At 36.7% G+C, this 19,971-nt stretch carries 19 protein-coding genes; 13 read left to right on the top strand and 6 right to left on the bottom strand.

Annotated elements, in window-relative coordinates:
• Nucleotides 1–18: 18 nt before the first annotated feature.
• Nucleotides 19–1,065, bottom strand: a complete 1,047-nt coding sequence (locus MUB18_RS12940) for a ferredoxin--NADP reductase (protein ID WP_248753350.1) — start codon at nt 1,063–1,065, stop codon at nt 19–21.
• A 253-nt stretch (nt 1,066–1,318) separates the two neighbouring features.
• On the opposite strand from MUB18_RS12940, the gene MUB18_RS12935 reads away from it, so the two are divergent.
• Nucleotides 1,319–2,278, top strand: a complete 960-nt coding sequence (locus MUB18_RS12935) for a helix-turn-helix transcriptional regulator (protein WP_248753349.1) — start codon at nt 1,319–1,321, stop codon at nt 2,276–2,278.
• 7 nt (nt 2,279–2,285) lie between these two features.
• On the opposite strand, the gene MUB18_RS12930 is transcribed toward MUB18_RS12935, so the two are convergent.
• The 3 genes from MUB18_RS12930 to MUB18_RS12920 are packed head-to-tail and all read right to left on the bottom strand — an operon-like array spanning nt 2,286 to nt 6,012.
• Nucleotides 2,286–4,115 carry a heme ABC transporter ATP-binding protein gene (locus MUB18_RS12930; RefSeq protein WP_248753348.1) on the bottom strand — a complete coding sequence of 610 codons (1,830 nt, stop codon included), beginning with the start codon at nt 4,113–4,115 and terminating at the stop codon, nt 2,286–2,288.
• Between the two features lie 3 nt (nt 4,116–4,118).
• The gene (locus MUB18_RS12925; protein WP_248753347.1) at nt 4,119–5,153 is read right to left on the bottom strand and encodes a FecCD family ABC transporter permease; all 1,035 of its coding nucleotides are present in this window, start codon (nt 5,151–5,153) and stop codon (nt 4,119–4,121) included.
• A gap of 7 nt (nt 5,154–5,160) precedes the next feature.
• Complete coding sequence (locus MUB18_RS12920) at nt 5,161–6,012, bottom strand: hemin ABC transporter substrate-binding protein (protein WP_248753346.1); 852 nt, start codon at nt 6,010–6,012, stop codon at nt 5,161–5,163.
• A 290-nt stretch (nt 6,013–6,302) separates the two neighbouring features.
• Between MUB18_RS12920 and MUB18_RS12915 the strand changes: the two genes are divergently transcribed.
• From MUB18_RS12915 to MUB18_RS12890, 6 genes are all read left to right on the top strand, one after another.
• On the top strand, nt 6,303–8,672 hold the full coding sequence (locus MUB18_RS12915; protein ID WP_248753345.1) for a TonB-dependent receptor: 2,370 nt from the start codon (nt 6,303–6,305) through the stop codon (nt 8,670–8,672).
• A gap of 4 nt (nt 8,673–8,676) precedes the next feature.
• Complete coding sequence (locus MUB18_RS12910; protein ID WP_248753344.1) at nt 8,677–9,396, top strand: HmuY family protein; 720 nt, start codon at nt 8,677–8,679, stop codon at nt 9,394–9,396.
• A gap of 18 nt (nt 9,397–9,414) precedes the next feature.
• Complete coding sequence (locus MUB18_RS12905; protein WP_248753343.1) at nt 9,415–9,975, top strand: biliverdin-producing heme oxygenase; 561 nt, start codon at nt 9,415–9,417, stop codon at nt 9,973–9,975.
• A 245-nt stretch (nt 9,976–10,220) separates the two neighbouring features.
• Nucleotides 10,221–11,084, top strand: coding sequence for a hypothetical protein (locus MUB18_RS12900; RefSeq protein WP_248753342.1), 864 nt, complete (start codon nt 10,221–10,223; stop codon nt 11,082–11,084).
• Nucleotides 11,085–11,508: 424 nt separating this feature from the next.
• Nucleotides 11,509–12,801: a branched-chain amino acid transport system II carrier protein gene (gene brnQ / locus MUB18_RS12895; RefSeq protein WP_248753341.1), complete on the top strand. Its 1,293-nt coding sequence runs from the start codon at nt 11,509–11,511 to the stop codon at nt 12,799–12,801.
• A 397-nt stretch (nt 12,802–13,198) separates the two neighbouring features.
• The gene (locus MUB18_RS12890) at nt 13,199–13,915 is read left to right on the top strand and encodes a superoxide dismutase (RefSeq protein WP_248753340.1); all 717 of its coding nucleotides are present in this window, start codon (nt 13,199–13,201) and stop codon (nt 13,913–13,915) included.
• 86 nt (nt 13,916–14,001) lie between these two features.
• Here MUB18_RS12890 and MUB18_RS12885 read toward each other — a convergent pair whose 3' ends face one another.
• Nucleotides 14,002–14,400 carry an SRPBCC family protein gene (locus MUB18_RS12885; protein WP_045752543.1) on the bottom strand — a complete coding sequence of 133 codons (399 nt, stop codon included), beginning with the start codon at nt 14,398–14,400 and terminating at the stop codon, nt 14,002–14,004.
• Between the two features lie 18 nt (nt 14,401–14,418).
• Nucleotides 14,419–15,066: an orotate phosphoribosyltransferase gene (gene pyrE, locus MUB18_RS12880; RefSeq protein WP_248753339.1), complete on the bottom strand. Its 648-nt coding sequence runs from the start codon at nt 15,064–15,066 to the stop codon at nt 14,419–14,421.
• Nucleotides 15,067–15,088: 22 nt separating this feature from the next.
• On the opposite strand from pyrE, the gene MUB18_RS12875 reads away from it, so the two are divergent.
• The 6 genes from MUB18_RS12875 (at nt 15,089) to MUB18_RS12850 (ending at nt 19,970) form a co-directional block, all read left to right on the top strand.
• Nucleotides 15,089–15,676: an NUDIX domain-containing protein gene (locus MUB18_RS12875; RefSeq protein ID WP_248753338.1), complete on the top strand. Its 588-nt coding sequence runs from the start codon at nt 15,089–15,091 to the stop codon at nt 15,674–15,676.
• Between the two features lie 52 nt (nt 15,677–15,728).
• Entirely contained in the window at nt 15,729–16,448 is a 720-nt protein-coding gene (locus tag MUB18_RS12870; RefSeq protein WP_248753337.1) for a 3-ketoacyl-ACP reductase, read from the top strand.
• A gap of 54 nt (nt 16,449–16,502) precedes the next feature.
• Entirely contained in the window at nt 16,503–17,567 is a 1,065-nt protein-coding gene (locus MUB18_RS12865) for an NADH:flavin oxidoreductase/NADH oxidase (protein ID WP_248753336.1), read from the top strand.
• A gap of 6 nt (nt 17,568–17,573) precedes the next feature.
• A complete protein-coding gene (locus tag MUB18_RS12860; RefSeq protein ID WP_248753335.1) occupies nt 17,574–17,966 on the top strand; it encodes a VOC family protein in 393 nt (130 codons plus the stop codon).
• Nucleotides 17,967–18,179: 213 nt separating this feature from the next.
• The gene (locus MUB18_RS12855; protein ID WP_045752537.1) at nt 18,180–19,265 is read left to right on the top strand and encodes an AI-2E family transporter; all 1,086 of its coding nucleotides are present in this window, start codon (nt 18,180–18,182) and stop codon (nt 19,263–19,265) included.
• 96 nt (nt 19,266–19,361) lie between these two features.
• Entirely contained in the window at nt 19,362–19,970 is a 609-nt protein-coding gene (locus tag MUB18_RS12850; protein ID WP_094773439.1) for a redoxin domain-containing protein, read from the top strand.
• Nucleotide 19,971 lies beyond the last annotated feature (1 nt).

The raw sequence follows: 19,971 nt of genomic DNA, 5'->3' as shown, positions 1-19,971 counted from the left end.
ATATAGAAAAAATTGATATTAAAATACATCTATAACCGTATCCGCTTCAACAGGATGTCCCGTACACAGCAATATACGTCCACTTTCAACCTCTCGATCAGTCAACACTTCATTATAAGTCATACGGACTTTCCCATGAGAACAGTTTGATATACAAGTACTGCACATACCCGACTTACAGGAATACGGGAGCTTAATTTTATGTTCTAAACCGACATCCAGAATAGATTTATTATAGGGGATATCCAACTGATAACACTCACCTTGAAAATTTAACGTAATCGAATAGGTGCTTTTATCAATCTCTTTTTCCGATTCATCATCATCGTCCTCTTCATTTTCAGGAAGCAAAAAAGTCTCACGCTTGATTTGAGACTCTTCAAAGCCCATACCCAGTAAAGTGAAACGACACAGATCCATATAGATGACCGGACCACAAGTGTAAAACAGAACATCCTGATGGTCAATTGGCAAATGACTTTTCAAAATTGAAAGAATATAATCTCTGTTCAAACGTGCTGTCATGAGATTTTTACTGTTGGAGTAAATCCATATAATCTCAAGACGATCTGGATATTTTACCGCCCATTCATGCAGTTCTTCTTTGAAAGGCGTTACCTCAGGAGAACTATTGCTATATATCAAGACAATTTTAGACTTAAGTTCCCGAACCAGTGCAGTTTTCATAATGGAAAACAACGGTGTAATGCCTATACCTGCAGCAAATAAAAATACTGTCCGTTCTTTATCACTAATAGGCTCATACGTAAATAGTCCCTGTGGCTCTAGAGCATTCACGATATCTCCCTGTTTAATTTTATGATGCAAAAAACGGGAAATCTCCCCATTCTCAACTCGTTTTACGGTGATGCTTAAAGGTTCATCAACATCTGGCGAACTATTGAAAGAATACGACCTTCTCACCTCTCTGTTACCAAATTCAAAAGATAAAGTCAAAAATTGACCAGCCTTATAAGTTGTAAACTCCCCTGATACTGGTTCAAAATTTATGGTTACATTATGATTTTCACGAGGAATGATGTTCGTAATTCTGAGCTTGTGCATAACCAAAGATAGTATTCACATTGAGTTTTATCAAATCATAAATAGCAATAGGCTATAGATCTTAAAAATATACTTTGACAAGACTTAGAACATATGAAACTACCTCCATCTAATTAGCACAGCAATATTGATAAAGCTCCAATTCGATATATCACACACTACTTTTACATTAGATGTATATGCTATCACCTCGGGGTATCATACAATTTAATTATTTAGATTTATTATAAATAATGTATATTTGTAATTAGGTATGATTATAAAGGCAAAGATAAAACAACATAATGAATGGCTATTTTGGGAAGAACTTCCTGAAATCAGTTCCATCAATACCATTTTATCCGAAAAGCATATTGCGATCAATAAAAGTCCGATCAATATCAGCACGTATCAGATCCTCAGCAGAGGTCTATTTATACTCTGTGCAGATATGCGTGTATCAGCACCGGTCGATATTATTTCCGAGATAGAGGGCGAAGCTGTAGTGAGTCAATTTATACTCAGCAAATCGGAATCTGCCCATGGATTTACTTTCAGTAAGCACAATATTCGTTACATTCCATCGCTGTATGAAGAGCACCCCATTGAGAACAACCAGGACTTTCTATATTTTATGGTCATTATGACGCCAGAACTCTATCAGAATATGATCAGCATACATACGCCGCTACATTTGGAGTTCAAAGAGAAGATGAAGGAAAAAAAAGTAATCTCCATTGTCGAAGAAGATCTTTTTGTTACCACAGAAATGAAGGGAATCATTGATAGTATCCGTACCACGACAAATAAAAACGAATTGAAACAGATATTCGTCAATGCACGTGTACTGGAACTAATCATGCTGCAATTTGAGCAATTCAGTTTTATCAGTGATAAGCTAACAGATCTTTTAAAGATAGAAGACGTCCAAAAATTGGAAGAAGCACAACGTATCCTTCGGAATAGTTTTGTTAATCCACCGACACACAAGCAATTATCAAAATTAGTACTATTAAATGAATTTAAACTTCGTAATGGCTTTAAACAACATTTCGGGACGACCATATACAATTACATCACCCGTATCCGTATGGAAGAAGCAAAGCGTCTAATTTTAAATGAAAACAAAAACATGTATGAGGTGAGTACGATTGTGGGTTTTAAACATCAGGCTAGTTTTACACATGCATTTAAAAAATATTACGGCTTACTCCCTTCAGAAATAAGCCGTTAATTTACTTTTAGACCTTTTCACCCTGCAACAACGCACGCCAAGATTCCAGTTCAGGAACACCCGGTTTTCGCTTTCCAAAAAATTGAACAATAAGATTTCCCTGCTTGTCGTAGACTTCAAGTGCATGAACAATACCATCCGTAGAAGGTTTTCTTACCAGCCAGATTTGATCGATAGCATCCATGTTAAGATGCAGATTAAATTGCGGATCCAATACATTAAACCAGTTATCCATCGTTACAAGTCTCGATATTAACCCCGAATGTATTTGAATGCAGCCTTTGTTACTCACAAAAACCATTACCGCAACTTGCTGTTCAGAAGCCTGATTTAAGATCTCCGTGAATCGGTCCAATGGCAGTTGCTCTGCAAAGCCTGCTGGAGCTAAACGTAACGCTTGTGTCCGCTGTAAACTGTATTTTCGTAGGATACCAAAAAATTCATGACTATCCTTCATATTTAACCAATCTGATTGAAAACTATCGATATCCATCTCCGAATCTGGGATGGAGATGTCGCTCAATATTGCAGGAATATTGATTGTAAAATAGGTTTGTTCTGTGGCACGATGCGCATTTACGAGTTCTTCATACACCGGAAGCGGATTAGAGTCCTTGGTCAAATAAACTTTATGGACAGCCAACCCAGCTGTATCAAAGAACTGGATACTCCAAAGATCATTGACCTTTACAGCAAATGCATAGGCCCAATTCTGGATAAAAACACGTAGGTCAATATCCTCATTATGAAATAGGACGACATGTCCCTCATTGGAAGGCGTGGGATATGTACCTTTTCTTTCATGAACACATGCGTCGTTACGTGTCAGAGCCATTACGTGACCAAGACGGGGCAATTCTTGCAGAATAGCCCAAATATCATCTTTAAGTAACACCACATCATCGGATAACTGTGTCAATAGAAGCTGTGCTTCACTTACATTCAATGCTTTTGCACAGTCGTAAATCCTTGCCTTAGGATGCTCCCTCTTATAATTTTCGTATTTTTCTTTTAATTCCATAGCCAATTCATATTTATAATTTGAATTAAATTTTGGTGCCGAATAGTGTACTGTACAGATATGTACTGACGGTGTCAGCGTAGCCATATCCGTACTCACTTTTGTTTGTACACCAAATATAGCATATATATTTTCAGGCTTGAGCACTTCCATCGGAGTTCCCTCCCACCATTTCCGTCCCGATTTAAGCATCAATACACGATCTGCATACTGTGCGACAAGATTCAATTCATGTAGAATGGCAACAACACTAAATCCGACAGCGGTCAAAGCTTTCGCAATGGCTAATGTTTGATGTTGAAATTGAATATCCATACTTGCCACGGGTTCATCTAATAATAGCAAAACCTCCTTCTGATCCCACACCTGTGCCAATACCCGTGCAAAATGAACACGTTGCTGCTCGCCTCCCGACAGTTGCTGTATTTTTCTATCGCCCAGATGTTCGACTTCACAGATACGCATGCACTCAGCTATAGCCAGTTCATGTTGCTCCTGAGAAGATTTCAAATGATAGCGCCCCATGCGCACGACTTCTTCAACCGTAAAGGCCATGGACATACTATTGGACTGATGCAGAAAAGCTCTTGCACAAGCCAGTTCCTTCAATGAATAAGAACGGAGCGGTTTTCCTTTAAACCATATCGATCCTTTAGCAGGCTTTAGATCGGACGCCAACATACGCAACAACGATGTTTTTCCGGCTCCATTTGCCCCTACAATTGCGTAAAATTCGCCTTTTTGAATAGAGATATCAATATCCCTTAAAATAGGACGTCCTTTAATTTCGTATGATAGTGATTGTACTTGTAGCATAAACTAGATTTTATTCTTGTCTCTAATCAGGATAAATAAGAAAACTGGAGTACCTAATAGAGCAGTAATAACCCCGATCGGAAGTTCCAATGGCTGTATGATCATTCGCGACAATAGATCAGCAAGTGTGAGGACCAAAGCACCAGCTATACTTGAAGCAATCAACACATAGCGATTATCAACACCACCGATCAATCGGATAGCATGTGGCACCAACAAACCAACAAAACTGATCACACCAGAAAATGCCACTGCGGCACCCACTGCTAAAGTTGAAAATAAAATAACAACAATCTTCAAACGGCTTGTATTGACCCCCATCATTTCGGCTTGAGACTCTCCTAAAGCAAAAACGTTCAATTGTTTGGCAAAAAGAGGTAGAATAACCAAAGAAACCAAAACACAAGGATATAGTACCTTAATATTTTCCCATGATGCTCCCGCCAAACTACCCAATGACCAAAACGTGATGGACCGTAATTGTTGTTCAGTTGCCAAATAACTCAATAATCCTGTTAAGGCTCCCGCAAATGCATTCATAGCAACACCGGCCAAGAGCATCGTCGCAATATGTGATTTCCCATTATTCATGGAAATCCGATAAACAATAAGCACTGTCAATGTCGCACCTAAAAATGCGGAAAATGCCAGAACGTAATAACCCAGGCTTGCAGAAATTAAAGGAAGTAATAAGCCTTCGAAAGAGATAACGAGTGCAGCAAAAAAAGAAGCTCCGGAAGAAATTCCCATTAATCCCGGTTCAGCTAATGGATTTCGAAATATACCTTGTATAGCTGCTCCACTGATGCCTAAAGCTGCACCAACTGCAATTCCCATCAAAATTCTAGGCAATCGTATTTGCTCCAGAATATTGACAGTCAGCTCATCAATACCAGATGAAGTCCTAATACCTGTTTTATGTAATAGTATAGAACAAACCTCCCAAAAAGAAACCGAAATCGATCCCATCCCTAATGAAAATATGACTACGATAATAAGTAATATGCTGAGTAGCGTGTAAATTAAGGTATTTTTCATTACAGCACTATTTTCCAAATAATTTTTCGTGCAACTGCTGTATCGCCTGTGGTAAACGCATACTGAAACCATTTAACAAGGATGCATCCATAGCAATTACTCTTTTATTTTTACCTGCTGTAGTTAAATTAACACCTGGTAATTTCAAAATAGCTTCTTTTCCTCCTAAACTGGACATCCCAAAATCAAATAACAAAATAACTTCCGGATTGGCCTGAACTAAGGCTTCTGTGTTATATGTTTTGTATCCCGTAAAACCTTTCATCACATTTTGAGCACCGGCTAACTTGATTACCGCATCAACAGCAGTTCCTGAACCAGATACACTCATTGCTCCTGCCCCACGTGCATATACAAACATCATTTTAGTTGCTTTACTCGATTTCCCCTTCGCAATTGCAGACTTTAGATCTTTCGATAATTGATCTGCGACCTGATTTCCTTTTGTAGTAACATTTAGAGCTTGTCCTACTTTGCGAACCAATCCTGTTAATCCAGCCTCAGAAAATTCTTGTTTAAACAAAACACATGAAATATTCAAGGTCTTAAATTGCGCCAATACAGCCGCACTGACCTCTCCTTCAAAACCTAGTACAATATCTGGACGAAATGAAGCAATTCCTTCAGCCGTAATTGATCTGTTTTTGCTCACTTTGGGAATCTCTTTCACATAACTTGGATAATCGCTTGTCACATCAACAGCCACTAGATTAGCACCTAGCCCTAATGCATCAACAATTTCCGTCAAACTTCCACTTAAGGAAACAATTCTTTTTGGCGTGTTGCCTTGTGCTATAGCTACTGTATAGCTAAACCATAAAATGATGATAAGCGCAAAATTATTTAATATTTTCTTCATATAATTTGTTCATTTATGAAGAACAAAAATGGGCTTATTTAAACTAATTACAAATAAAGGGTTCTGTTTGCAATACGCTTACACTAATACACAAGAGTAGATATAAATCACCTAAATACACTGATAAGCAATAAATTAACTAAACAGCAGGGATCATTATGTCATTTAAATAATATCATATTGCACAAAAATTAATACGCTTTGCACAAATCAAAATACACAATGCATAAATAAACTTTGGCATTTTATGGAGATACTTGCATTATTATTTAGAATTATTACAAATAACTTTGAAGACAACACACTATCTATGCCTGCTATTTAGTTTTCTTTTTCTGATCGGGAAAAGTAATTCAGTGCTTGCACAACAGAATGCGCAATTTCAGGGGCTTATTGTGGATGAATTACAAAGACCGTTGGCAGATGTTAGTATTTTAATCGAACCAGACCGATCTACGACAAAAACAGATAATCGTGGAAATTTCATTGTCAAAAAATTATATGCCGGAACATATACTTATACTTTAAGTGCAATTGGATATGAAACCTTAACTGGCTCTATTGAGTTGATCGCAAAAGATAAGCAGCTACATCTCTTCCAGCTTCATAAATCGAATCAAGTTTTAGATGAAGCATTGGTGACGCAAGAGATTCAAAACCGTCCAACATTAATTGATCCTAAGAACTCTGCCATGCCGGTTATTATTATCGACAGGAAGGCAATTGAACTTATGGGGAGTAGACGTTTGGACGAAGTGTTAAAAGAACAGACAGGTATTGCCATTGTTAACAATACCGCTGGTGGTAACCGTTCTGTAGGTGTGCAGCTGCAGGGATTCTCTAGTGAATACGTCATGATCCTTATTGACGGACAGCCTATGCTTGGCAGAAGTTCCGGTAACTTTGACTTATCACGTATTTCGGTAACAAATATAGAACGTATAGAGATTATCAAAGGAGCTTCTTCTTGTCTTTATGGGAGTGATGCACTGGGAGGAGCGATCAATATCATCACCCGTTTAGGTAAAGTAACTCCTCAAATGCATGCAAATATTAACTATGGAAGCTTCAACGTATTGGATGCAACCTTAGAAGGCGAGACTTCCTTTAATAAAAATAGAGGAACAGCTTTACTCTCTACGAATTACTACCGTACGGATGGTTTTAATACAAACAAAAAATTTCAGTCAAGCGGAACCACGGTCCCACCCTACCAAACTTTTTCCATCCAGGGAAAAGTAAGACATCAATTGAAAGATAATCAGCATTTTATTGGCGCTTCAGGGCGTTATAACTATCGCCAATCCGATATGCACCGTGGTTACGGACAAGATTTCAGCACGCTAGATCAACAAAAAGAAACTGACATCAATGCTTCATTGTTCTACGATAGCCGTTGGAATGAGCGCTGGAAATCGCTTTCTACCTATTACGTATCGCATTATCAATCCGATAATAAAGTAACAGCACAACAAAACAATGCCAATTTGGCCTCAGACAATTTCACACAGATGGTCCATCGTCTGGAACAACAATTTGCTTATCAGTCAGAAGGCTTAAATGTGACTATGGGACTAGGTGGCGCTATAGAAGCTATGGATCTTGATGAGAATTTTGACAACAAAAATCAGAAGAACTTCTTTTTATATTCCCAAGCGAATAAAACAATCGGAGAAAAAACCACTGTTGTTGCAGGATTGCGCTATGATCAGACAGACAATTACGGAGGACGATTAAACCCAAGTTTAGGTGTGACCTATCAATTACTGCCTCAGCTTGCTTTGAAAACAGGTATAGGAACAGGATTTAAAGCTCCTGACTTCAAGACCCGTTATCAGGTGTTTTACAACCCTGCTGCCAATTACTACGTTATCGGCAATGAAGTTTTAAACAGTACTCTGGATGAAATGGATGCCGCAGGACAAATTTCTGAACGTCGCAATTACATCATCAATCAACTTGATGGTAATTTAAAAGCCGAGCACAACACCTCAATCAATGCAGGTTTGACCTGGAAGCCGTTAACGAATACAACAGTAGAAGTCAATGTATTTCGTCATCAGCTTAAAAATCAAATCAATAGTATACAGGTTGCCACAGGTATGCAAAACATGGCGATTTATTCGTATCAAAATTTACCAAAGTCAGTCAATAAAGGATTTGACATATCTCTTTCTACTCGGGTATTAGAAAAAATCACAATCAATGCAGGTTATCAATATCTGATTGCCAAAGATATGAGTGTTATTGACAGTATAGAGCAAGGGAATTGGCCATTTAATACCTTAAGAGATCCAAAGACCGGTGAGACGTTTAAACCAACATCAAAAGACTACTGGGGCTTAGAAAACAGATCAAGACATCAATTCAACGTAGGTGCAATTTATCAAGCTCCTTGGAATCTGACAATAAATGCACGCGCTAACTACAGAGGGAAGTATGCATTTTCAGATGCAAATGGCAATCATTTTATTGATCGTTTTGACACATTTGTCAATCAGCATATTCTCTATAATGCAACTATTGAAAAAAAGTTTGACAAACTTCCTCTAACTGTCCGGGTGACTGGAGAAAACCTCGGAAACTATATTAATTATTTAATTCCAGGCCAAATTGGTCGAAGTGTATCCTTTGGCCTATCCTACAGATTAATAAAGTAAAAAGATGAAATTATCCATAAAAATACTCTTTTATAGTTGCATAGCAACAGTGTTTACTTCATGTTTTAAACCCAACATTGAGCCAGACATCTTAGCCGACGGAAAAAGTACGATCATAAAAGATCTTGCTGGTGATGTAAATGCTTATGTTGGAGCTGGTGTTGGTGGCGGAAACCCCAAAGAAACAAGAGACTTTTATACCTTCCTATTTCGGTTTTCAGATCAAAACCAGACCTGGTTAAAAAATCATACCGATTCGGTCACGAACTTTGCAAAAACAGATTGGGATCTTGCCTTTACAGGACAATACAATGGAACACTTTTTATTAATGATGGAACGATGGAAAATAATCCCGCTTACGGAAATCCATCAAGACACCGCATTGTACTGATTAAAAAGCCATATGACCAGGTCGATTCAGCTCCTGAGGATATTGAATTTGAAAACTCAAAGATAAATGCATTCGGTATTATTATGGATGCCGAGTCATCAGGCTGGTATGATTATAATATACAGCGTCATTTGGTACAAGCCATGCCTGACCGCACCTATGTCATCCGTTTAAGTAATGGGAAATATGTTAAGCTGCAAATGATCAGTGTATATCAGGGTATTCACAATTTTACGCCGATTACTGACCTTTACTGGCCTGCCCCCTACTTTACTTTCCGATATTTTATACAAGAAGACGGAACAAAAAATTTAAAAACGAGTAATTTATAAAATTAATAAGCAAATATCATGTTAAACTTAAAAATCAAAGAAGCCACAAAAAATGGCCATCAAGAATTAGAAAAAAATGTTATTTTTAAATTGAAGGCTATTGAAAATAACTTAGATTATGCAGACGTATTGAAATATTTCTATGCTTATTTCAATGCTGCAGAAGGAAACATTGAAGCGGCATTACCAACAAGCTTAGCGTCTTACTATGCCACACGCAGAAATGCATCACATGTTGCCAAAGATATCATTGAACTAGGTGGTAGTTTAGAAAACTTACCTGAAGTTGTGTTACCGACGATCAGCACAAAAAACCAAGCTATCGGTGCTCTTTATGTACTAGAGGGATCTATCATGGGCGGGCCACATATTGTCAAAATGCTTCAACATAGAGGTATCACTTCGGGATTTAACTTTTTTAATGGTTATGGTGACCAATCAATGGAAAAATGGGCGGAGTTTACTGCAATAATCAATGCAGAAGTTGCCGAAAATGACGAGCAAGAAGCTATCGATGCTGCATTAGCGACATTTGATGCCTTTACCAATACCTTTAATTCAAAAGCAGTTGTCTCGTAATCTTAAATCCGTGTAATCATGAAATCATCACATAAATTAAAAACTATCCTGTGTGTTAGTGCTATTGCACTGACCTCTTTTCAATTTACAGCTTGTAAAAAGATAAAGTTGAAGAGCCAAAAGAAGAAGAAGTTTTCAAAACTGAAGGACTTAATGTTGCTGTACCAAGTGGTAAAACTATATTTTACGACTTAAAGAAACAAGAAGATGCGACAGAAAGCTCCTATACTTTTAAACTTTCAGGCATGTACGGGTCTCGTTTAGATTTGGGAAACCAAGGTTATCAAATGGGATATTTTGACTTGAAAAATACGAGTATCAAAGATATTAAGTTGACCAATACAGCAGACTTTAACCAATTGGATGTTAAAGAAACTAATTTTTTAACTATAGATGCATCCACTGCAGGAGAACCGGCAAACGGTCCAACTTGGATTATTTATGACTATAAAAATAATCATGCTGTATACCCGACTGCAGATCGTTATATTGTATTCTACAAAAAAGCAGACATCACAAGTGGTGCACAAACTGAAGTCATCATTATGCAAGCAGATAAAGTAACAGCCAAAGATGGAAATGCACGATACCAATTAAAATCGGAATCGCATGATATTAATATTCTCAAAGAAAAAGAAGTAAAAACGGGTACTGTTGCTGTTGCTTCGGGGAAAACAGTATTTTATGATTTATTAAATGATAAAAGCACTGAAACTGTCGAAACAAGTCTAATAAATTTCTCAGGGACTTCCGGTACTACGCTTAAGCCAAGTACAACAGCTTATAAATTTGGATATTTTGATTTAAAAGGAAAAGCTATTGAAGATATCAAAATCGCGAACTTAAAAGAACTTGATTTTAAAGAAGCAACATCATTAGGATTAGATGCCACAAGCATGAACGTACCAGTAACAGGTCCAACATGGATGGTGTATGCAGGTGCTCCAACACATGCTGTATATCCTACTGCTGATCGGTATGTATTATTGTATAAAGGAACATCATTATCTGAAAATCCAAATGAAGTCATCATCTTCAAAGCAAATGAACTTGTTACTGCGGGTAGAGATGTGACTTTCAAATTGAAAATAAAACAGTTTATTAAATAGACGTAAAAAGTCAATTTTATAATCGCACGAAGCATCTTGATACAAATCAAGATGCTTTCTTATTTTTAGTAAGATGTATGATATCTCCGTGGTATTCGATCTATTTTTTGAGATCAATTGATTTCAGCATAACTTAGGAAAGATAAAAAAAATCTTAGATCTGATCATTTTACGCAGCAACACAGACGTTCAAACTACTGCAAGCATATTGCTTACACTGCATTTGATTTCCCCAACCTAGTCACCAATATAAATAAGCTATTTAAAAACAGCGCTACTTATTTCTTGTTTAATTGGGAAGTCCTACTATATTTGCCGTTCGATAATACTATTTACATTTCAAAGATCTACAACGTGCAGACTATGAACACTCTTGTGTTGATAAGAAGCTCAGACCTATTTGAAAGGACATAATTAACTATTGATGAAACAAATCAAAGATATTACGACACTAGGATTCGCCTTATTTGCTATGTTTTTTGGAGCTGGAAACTTACTGCTACCTCCTTTTATAGGGCTCCATGCGGCGGATCAATGGGATTGGGCAATAGTAGGTTTTGGGCTCACAGGTATTTTACTTCCTCTATTAGGCGTTTTATCAATCATCAATTCAGGTGAATCATTCAAAGATTTAGGTAATCGAACTCATCCTCATATAGCCACTATACTGGGTATTATCATCATGTTGGGTATAGGACCATTAATTGCCATTCCGAGAACAGCCGCAACTACTTTTGAAGTAGGTTTATTGCCTGCATTTCCAAACCTATCTCCCATCTGGGGTTCAATACTATTTTTTGCGGTTACTTTTATCCTTTCTATCCGCCCTTCCAAAGTCGTGAATGTCATTGGAAATTTTCTGACACCGTTACTTTTGATTTTATTGATCGGTATGATCATCATGGGAATTTTGTTTCCGTTATCACCGAATATCGCACAACAGATGGAATCCATGCAGGCCTTTAAGCTTGGTTTCATAGAAGGATACCAAACATTGGATGTGTTGGCTTCTGTCATTTTTAGTAGTATCATTATCGCAGCCGCTAAAGCCAAAGGATATGAAAAACGTAAAGATAAAAGTAGAATCGTCGCGAGTGCAGGATGTCTTGCCACCTTTTGTCTACTATTGATATATGGTGGTTTAATATTTTTAGGAGCTAAATCTGGATATCCCGTATCTACTGATGTGAAACGTGCCGAATTACTCCTGTTTATTTCAAATAAAATATTTGGGACTTATGGCGTATTAGCCATTTCGATCAGTATAGCATTAGCTTGTTTAACAACTGCTATTGCATTGACCTGTGCTGTCGGTACATTTTTCAGTCAGTTGTTTAATAATCGAATTACCTACGAGTGGATTGTTATTATTTGTTGTCTTTTTTCAGCAGTACTTGCCATTACAGGAGTAGAATATATTATTCAGATTGCCTATCCTTTTTTAGCATTCATCTACCCGATTGTCATTACCCTTGTACTTTATGTGTTGATTTTTGGACGTTTTATAAAGGCCAGATTACCCTATATAGGAGCTTTAGCAGGAACTACCCTATTTTCTACGATCTATCTGCTAGCAGGATTTAACATCCATATACGAGGTGCAGAAAAAGTGCTACAATCAGTTCCATTAGCCGGATATGAGTTATGGTGGGTAGTCCCCTCCATAATTGGATTTGCTATATTTTTAATATGCGAAAAATTAAAAGCTAAGCAATAATTACCTTTTATAATAAGGATACGTAGAAAATACAACTTAATTTAAATAGTCAAGCTGAGTCTAAAACAAAAGCATTTCACTAGGCTTTATTAAACTATTGGAAACTATATACAAAAAGCCCAACATAAAAATTACCACCTTCATAATGGTGGTATCGATAACATCAACACTTTATCACAATTAGTTAATAATAAAAGTTAATACAACTTGAGTTATTATATTACAATGTAATTTTATTAACATTAATAGACGATAAACACAATATTTATATTTTATAAAATATGCAAAAAGTCATGATTAGGTAACATTCTCGTTCTCTTCCAAAATTTCCCGCAATAAAGAATAATAAAACTAAAAAAACACGTTATATTACTACTATTAACTTAATAATAAAAGAATGCAAACACGTAGAAATTTCCTTCACAACACCGCTAAGGCAACATTGGCTGTCGCTGTATCGGGCAGTGTTTTAACTAATTTAGCACAAGCCGAACCTGCACGTAATCAAGCCGCTCCTCTTTCTTTTAGTCAAATCAAATTACCGTACGCGTATTCCGATCTGGAGCCAAATATTGATGCGTTAACAATGGAAATCCATTACACAAAGCATCATGCTGCATATATCAAAGCGATCAATGAAGCGATCGTTGCAGAAAACATTTCGGAATCATCAGAAGAACAATTACTAGCAAATATTTCTAAATATTCTGCTAAGGCTCGAAATAATGCTGGGGGAGCATGGAATCACAATTTCTTTTGGGAAAATTTATCCGCAAAGCAGACGGGACCTTCTGAGAAAACAATGCAACTGATTACTTCATCTTTCGGAAGCATGGAAAAATTCAAAGAACAGTTTGCAACGGCTGCAACTTCGAGATTTGGTTCTGGATGGGCATGGTTGATCTTAGACGAATCTGGTAAATTAAAAATTACATCTACAGCCAATCAAGACAATCCATTGATGGATGTAGTAGATCAAAGAGGAATTCCTGTTTTGGCTCTTGATGTATGGGAACATGCCTATTACCTACACTATCAAAATAAAAGAGCCGACTATATCAAAAACTGGTGGAATGTTGTGAATTGGAAAATAGTACACGAAAGACTTGCATAAACATATTACTATAAACTCAAAATGTCTTCCAAATTGGAAGACATTTCTTTATAGACTGAAAATTTACAGGATAACATAGGGATAGATTATCCTAAAATCTCTTTCAATTTATTCACTTGAAAATCAGCTAATTTTTGCAATGGACCAGATGCGATCATTTTCATCATCATATTCAGATCAGCATCAATCGTAAATGTTGCTATTGTTGCATCAGCTGCTATTGCTGACAAAGTCCACTTTAATGTAACATCAAAAGGAGCTTTTTCTGCTGGCACTAACTTTATTTCTTGGTCTACGATACGTTCCTCAACTTTCAAGACCAATTTAGCCATATTTTGGATTGTAAAGCGTGCCTCATCAGCAGTGGAAGACCAATTATAAATGTTTTCAGGCATCAATTGCTCATGATTATTTAAATCTGTTAAAAAAGTAAAAACCTCTTGAACTGACTTATCAATCGTTACATTATTCTGAATCGTTGTCATAAAAATTTTCTTTATTTATTAAACTGTCGTTGACCAAGTCGATGGATTTTTTCTCCAATCTTTCAATAGCTCGACATCTTCTTCAAAAATAAAACCATTTTCTGCCGCCACTTGAATAAGGGAATTGTAATCACAAAGACTGTGGAAGGTACATTTTGCATCAGCAAAATTCTTCGTAGCCTCGTCAAGACCGTACGTAAATATAGAGACTAGACCTACTACATTACATCCCGCTTCACGCAGCGCTTTTACAGCTACCAAACTACTTTTACCTGTAGAAACTAAATCTTCAACAACAACAACACGCTGACCGCTAACAACCTCACCTTCAATCATATTTTGACGACCGTGATCTTTAGCACTACTTCTCACATAAGAAAATGGTAAACCCAAATCTTGAGCAACTAAAACACCCTGTGGGATACCTGCAGTAGCGACACCAGAAATCATATCCACAGATCCAAATTCTTCTTGAATCAACTTTGAAAGCTTCTGACGAATATACGTACGGATTGCTGGATACGATAAAGTAATACGATTATCACAATAAATTGGAGACTTCCAACCCGATGCCCAAGTAAAAGGGTTTTTAGGTTGCAATTTTATTGCTTTAATTTGCAATAAGGATTCAGCAACTTTTTGTTCAACCTCATTTAAATTATTCATGTCGCAAATTTATAAAATTTATATGAACCAATCTGTGCTAATTTTGGCAGATTTCGTTCCTACGGGCATTAAAAACCCTCAAACAATTGATGTTCAAGATATTGAACTTGAAAAACTTTTTAAATTATCTGAACAAAATGACATTCCTAGATCATTTTTATATATACACAAGGATTGTGAATCGGTTTTTCAAAAAATAAAAGAAAAACATAAAATTATAAAAGCGGCTGGCGGTTTAGTTAAAAACGGCGAAGGAGACTATTTATTCATTTTTAGACTTGGTAAATGGGACCTTCCAAAAGGTAAAGTTGAAAGCCATGAAAAAATGAGAGAAGCTGCAGTAAGAGAAGTAGAAGAAGAGTGTGGTTTAAAAATAGATTATCTCGGAAAAAAAATACAGACCTCCTATCATACGTATTATCTGAGAAATGGCGAATTTGTTTTGAAACAAACAAACTGGTATGAAATGGGGGTCAATAAAGTCCCTAAGCTAGTACCACAACTGGAAGAAGATATCACACAGGCTGAATGGCTAGATGCAAGAAACCTAAAGAAAGTGAAACAAAACACCTATCCCATTATTGCGCATATATTGGAGGACAATTTATAAAATTTTAAATTCTATTGACATTAAGCTTAACTCGAATAGCTACCTTTAAAACATGGAAAATATAGCTGGAAAAAAAGCACTGGTTACAGGTGGTGCTCGTGGATTAGGCAAAGCAACGGCCCTTGCATTGGCAAAAGAAGGGGTACATGTTGCCATCACAGGGCGCAATGAAGAGCAATTAAAATTGACGGTTAACGAATTAAAAGATCTGGGTGTAACGGCTACATATGCTGTTTTTGATATTTCAAACTTAACCGCTGTACAGCAAGCGATTGAACAATTAAACCAATCATTTGGACAGTTTGATATTGTGATTAACAATGCTGGTATAGCTTCATTTGGTTCTTTGATGGAGATGAGCCCGGATACATGGACAGATATAATCAATACCAATGTATTGGGTAGTTACTACGTCACAAAGGCAATACTTCCACAATTAATCCAAAAAAATGAAGGAGATATTATCTTTGTTTCATCCACAGCAGGATTGAATGGAGCGCCAACGACATCTGCCTATAGTGCATCTAAATTTGCTGTTATTGGCATGGCAGATTCGCTTATGCGCGAAGTTCGTAAACACAATATTCGAGTATGCACCTTGATGCCTAGTACCATTGCATCGGATATGTCCAAAGAATTAGGTTTGACAGACGGAAATCCTGAATCGGTATTACAACCTGAAGATTTTGCAGAATTGATTATTGCAAATTTGAAATTACCAAGAAGAGCGATGTTAAAATCTGCATCTTTATGGTCCACAAATCCATCATAAAAATTAAAGGAGCGCATGCTCCTTTTTTTATTTCATTTTTAATTTCTTTCGTATATGAGTATTTTATTTTCAAAATTAGACCTCAAGCATATCACACTTAAAAACAGGCTAGTGGTTTCTCCAATGTGTCAATATTCTGCTATTGATGGTTTTGCCAACAATTGGCATCTCGTACACTTGGGCCAGTTTGCGACAGGTGGCGCCGCCGCAATTATCCAAGAAGCCACAGCGGTAACTCCAGAAGGTAGAATCAGCGCTGGAGATTTGGGTATTTGGAAAGATGAACACATCGAAAAATTTAAAGAAATCACGACCTTTATCAAAGAGCATAATGCCATTCCAGGCATTCAATTAGCACATGCGGGCCGTAAAGCTAGTACGGGAAAACCTTGGGAAAATCATTATCAAATTTCACCTGAGGCAGAAAATGGATGGCAAACAGTCGCACCCTCAGCTTTAGCATTTAGACCAGAAAAAGAAGTTGCTCCCCTACCACTATCTATTGACGAAATTAAAGAGACAATCGCTGACTTTAAAATCGCTGCTCGAAGAGCTGTTCAAGCCGGTTACGATATTATCGAGATTCATGCAGCACATGGTTATCTTATACATCAATTCCTATCCCCACTGTCCAATATCAGAACAGATCAATATGGAGGTTCATTTCAAAATAGAATATTATTTTTATTGGAGATCATTGATGCAATCCAACAGGAGCTTACCTCACAATCGCTATGGGTCAGAATCTCCGCCACAGATTGGGCTGCCGATGGTTGGGACTTGGAACAATCTATCGCGCTTGCACATGAATTAAAAAAATGCGGCGTGGAAGTGATAGACGTCTCTACAGGAGGGGCGGTTGTATATCAAAAAATAAATGCTCAGCCCGATTATCAACTTCCGTTTGCCGAAGCAATAAAGAAAGAAACAGGCATCACAACAGCCACTGTCGGACTTATAAAAGAAGCCGTTCATGCTGAACAGATCCTACAAGATAATAAAGCAGATATCATCATGATAGCGCGCGCTTTTTTAAAAAACCCACATCTTCCATTTCATTTTGCAGAAGTCTTAGGAGATAAAATAGATTGGCCATCACAATATGAACGTGCTAAATAAAACAATATGCCACTAAATTTACAGCAAGTACATCACATCGCGATCATTTGTAGTGATTATGAGCGATCTAAAAAGTTCTATACAGATATATTGGGATTGACTATTATTCAGGAAGTATATCGCGAGGGTCGAAATTCATACAAATTAGACTTGGCTTTGAACGACAGCTATATTATCGAATTGTTTTCATTTACACACCCACCTCAACGAATTTCTAAACCCGAAGCTGTAGGTTTGAGGCACCTCGCCTTTGCCGTATCGGATATTGAAAAAGAAGTTCAGTTCTTAAAAAAGTTGCAAATTGCTGTAGAACCTATTCGTATAGACGAGTGGACACATAAAAAATTTACATTTTTTGAAGATCCAGATGGATTGCCTCTGGAACTCTACGAAATTTGATTCAATTAAGCTAGCTATACTTTAAAGCTAGCTTTTTTTATTTCTTTCAAAAAATTGCTCAATAATATTTAATATATTTCCCATATAAAATAATGTTTACCGTAGCAGAGATATCGATAAATTTGTTTTATATTATATGCAATTAGGTAAAACAAATTTATCTTAGTTTAGCAAATAAAGTACTTAATATTTACTTATTCTGAGGAGCCGACCATGAAGTATAAACAAATAAACAACAATTCGATTAACCAAATCATGTTGATAACGATCATTTTATTGATCTGTATATTAATTTTCACAAATTTATCCTATTATTTACCGGGCTTTTTAGGTGCAATAACACTTTACATCTTATTTAGAAATATATACCATACACTGACAGAGAAAAAAAGATGGAACAAATCAGCAGCAAGTATTTTTCTAATCAGTCTCTCTGTCATCTTTATCGTTTTCCCGCTGTGGGGATTGATCAATTACTTAATACCGCAGCTTGAACAACTTATTGTCAATCAAAAAGACATTCTTTCGAAATTTGATTCTGTAAAAGACTACATGCACAATAAACCGGTATTAAAAAATATAGATTTATCAGATGAAGCTATTCTCAATTCGCTCCAAAGATTGGCAAAATACATCCCCAATGTGCTGAATTCGGTTGCAGAAACCGTCGTTAATATCATTGTTGCTTTATTTGTACTTTATTTCATGCAGTACTATAGTAAGGAGATGGAATCAACAATTGGGCATGCGATCCCTTTTTCACAACAAAGTAAAACTGAACTTTGGAATGAAATAAGTATGATGGTCCGTTCAAATGCAATCGGAATTCCGATTCTAGGCATCTGTCAGGGGATCGTAGCCGGTATCGGTTATTGGATTTTTGGAGTCGATAGCCCCATTTTGCTAGGCATCGTCACAGCTATTTCGACCATTATACCCGTATTGGGTACCATGACTGTATATGTCCCTACAGCGATCTATCTACTCGCAATAGGATCTACCGGCAATGCGATTGGACTTGCTCTATATGGATTTATATTAATTGGCGGTATTGATAATGTGCTTCGTTTCACCATTCTAAGAAAATTAGGCGATGTACCACCATTAATTACCGTATTTGGTGTTTTATTGGGGTTAAACCTATTCGGGATGCTCGGACTTATATTTGGACCGTTGATCATTTCTTCTGTACGTGTATTACTAAAAGTATATAACAACGAATATGGCAAAGGACAACCAGCAATTATCGAATCAACATCCTTAAAAAACTTGGACAACGATCGTAATATCATCACCTAAACGGATCTAGATATACAGTACAATGTCATTATGAGCATTTTTAAAATTTAAATTCAATATTTTTTATAGTTTTGATAGATAATTGATACCATTACCATGAATAAAAAATTAATATTAGGCATATCAGGAATTTTAACAGCATCTATGCTTTTCTCCTGCAATTCAAATAACAAAACCCAAGAAGCAACAAAAACTGAAGCTCATGACGAACATGATGGTCACGACCATAGTGCACACGATCACAGTGCTCATGAAGCAGCTCCTGCTGCCATGGCAAAAGAAGCCGCTAAAATGCTTCCAGATTTCACTTTCTATCAGTTAAAATCCGGAATTAAAGTTACAAAATCAGATGTATCAAAAGATAAAAACACCGTATTTATCTTATTTGATCCAGGATGTAGCCATTGCCAACAGGAAGCTACAGAATTGGAAAAAAATAGAGAGAGACTCAAAGATATCAATATCTATTACGTTTCCATGAATGATCCGGCATTAGTATTGGGATTTTTCGACAACTTCGCTCCAAAACTATCCAAGATGGAAAATGTTGAAATTTTAGTAGACAAGAACCAAGAGTTTATTCAAAAAATACATGTTCCAGAGCAGTTTCCAGCTAATTATGTTTATGGTGCTGATGGTCAGTTAAAGGCGCAGTGGGAAGGTGACAAAAATGTAAATGAGGCAATTGCCGAATTTCATAAATAGT

It is taken from the genome of Sphingobacterium sp. PCS056, assembly GCF_023273895.1.
GTDB lineage: Bacteria > Bacteroidota > Bacteroidia > Sphingobacteriales > Sphingobacteriaceae > Sphingobacterium.
The sequence above is the reverse complement of the archived record's forward strand: the minus strand, read 5'-3'. Positions and strand labels throughout refer to the sequence as shown.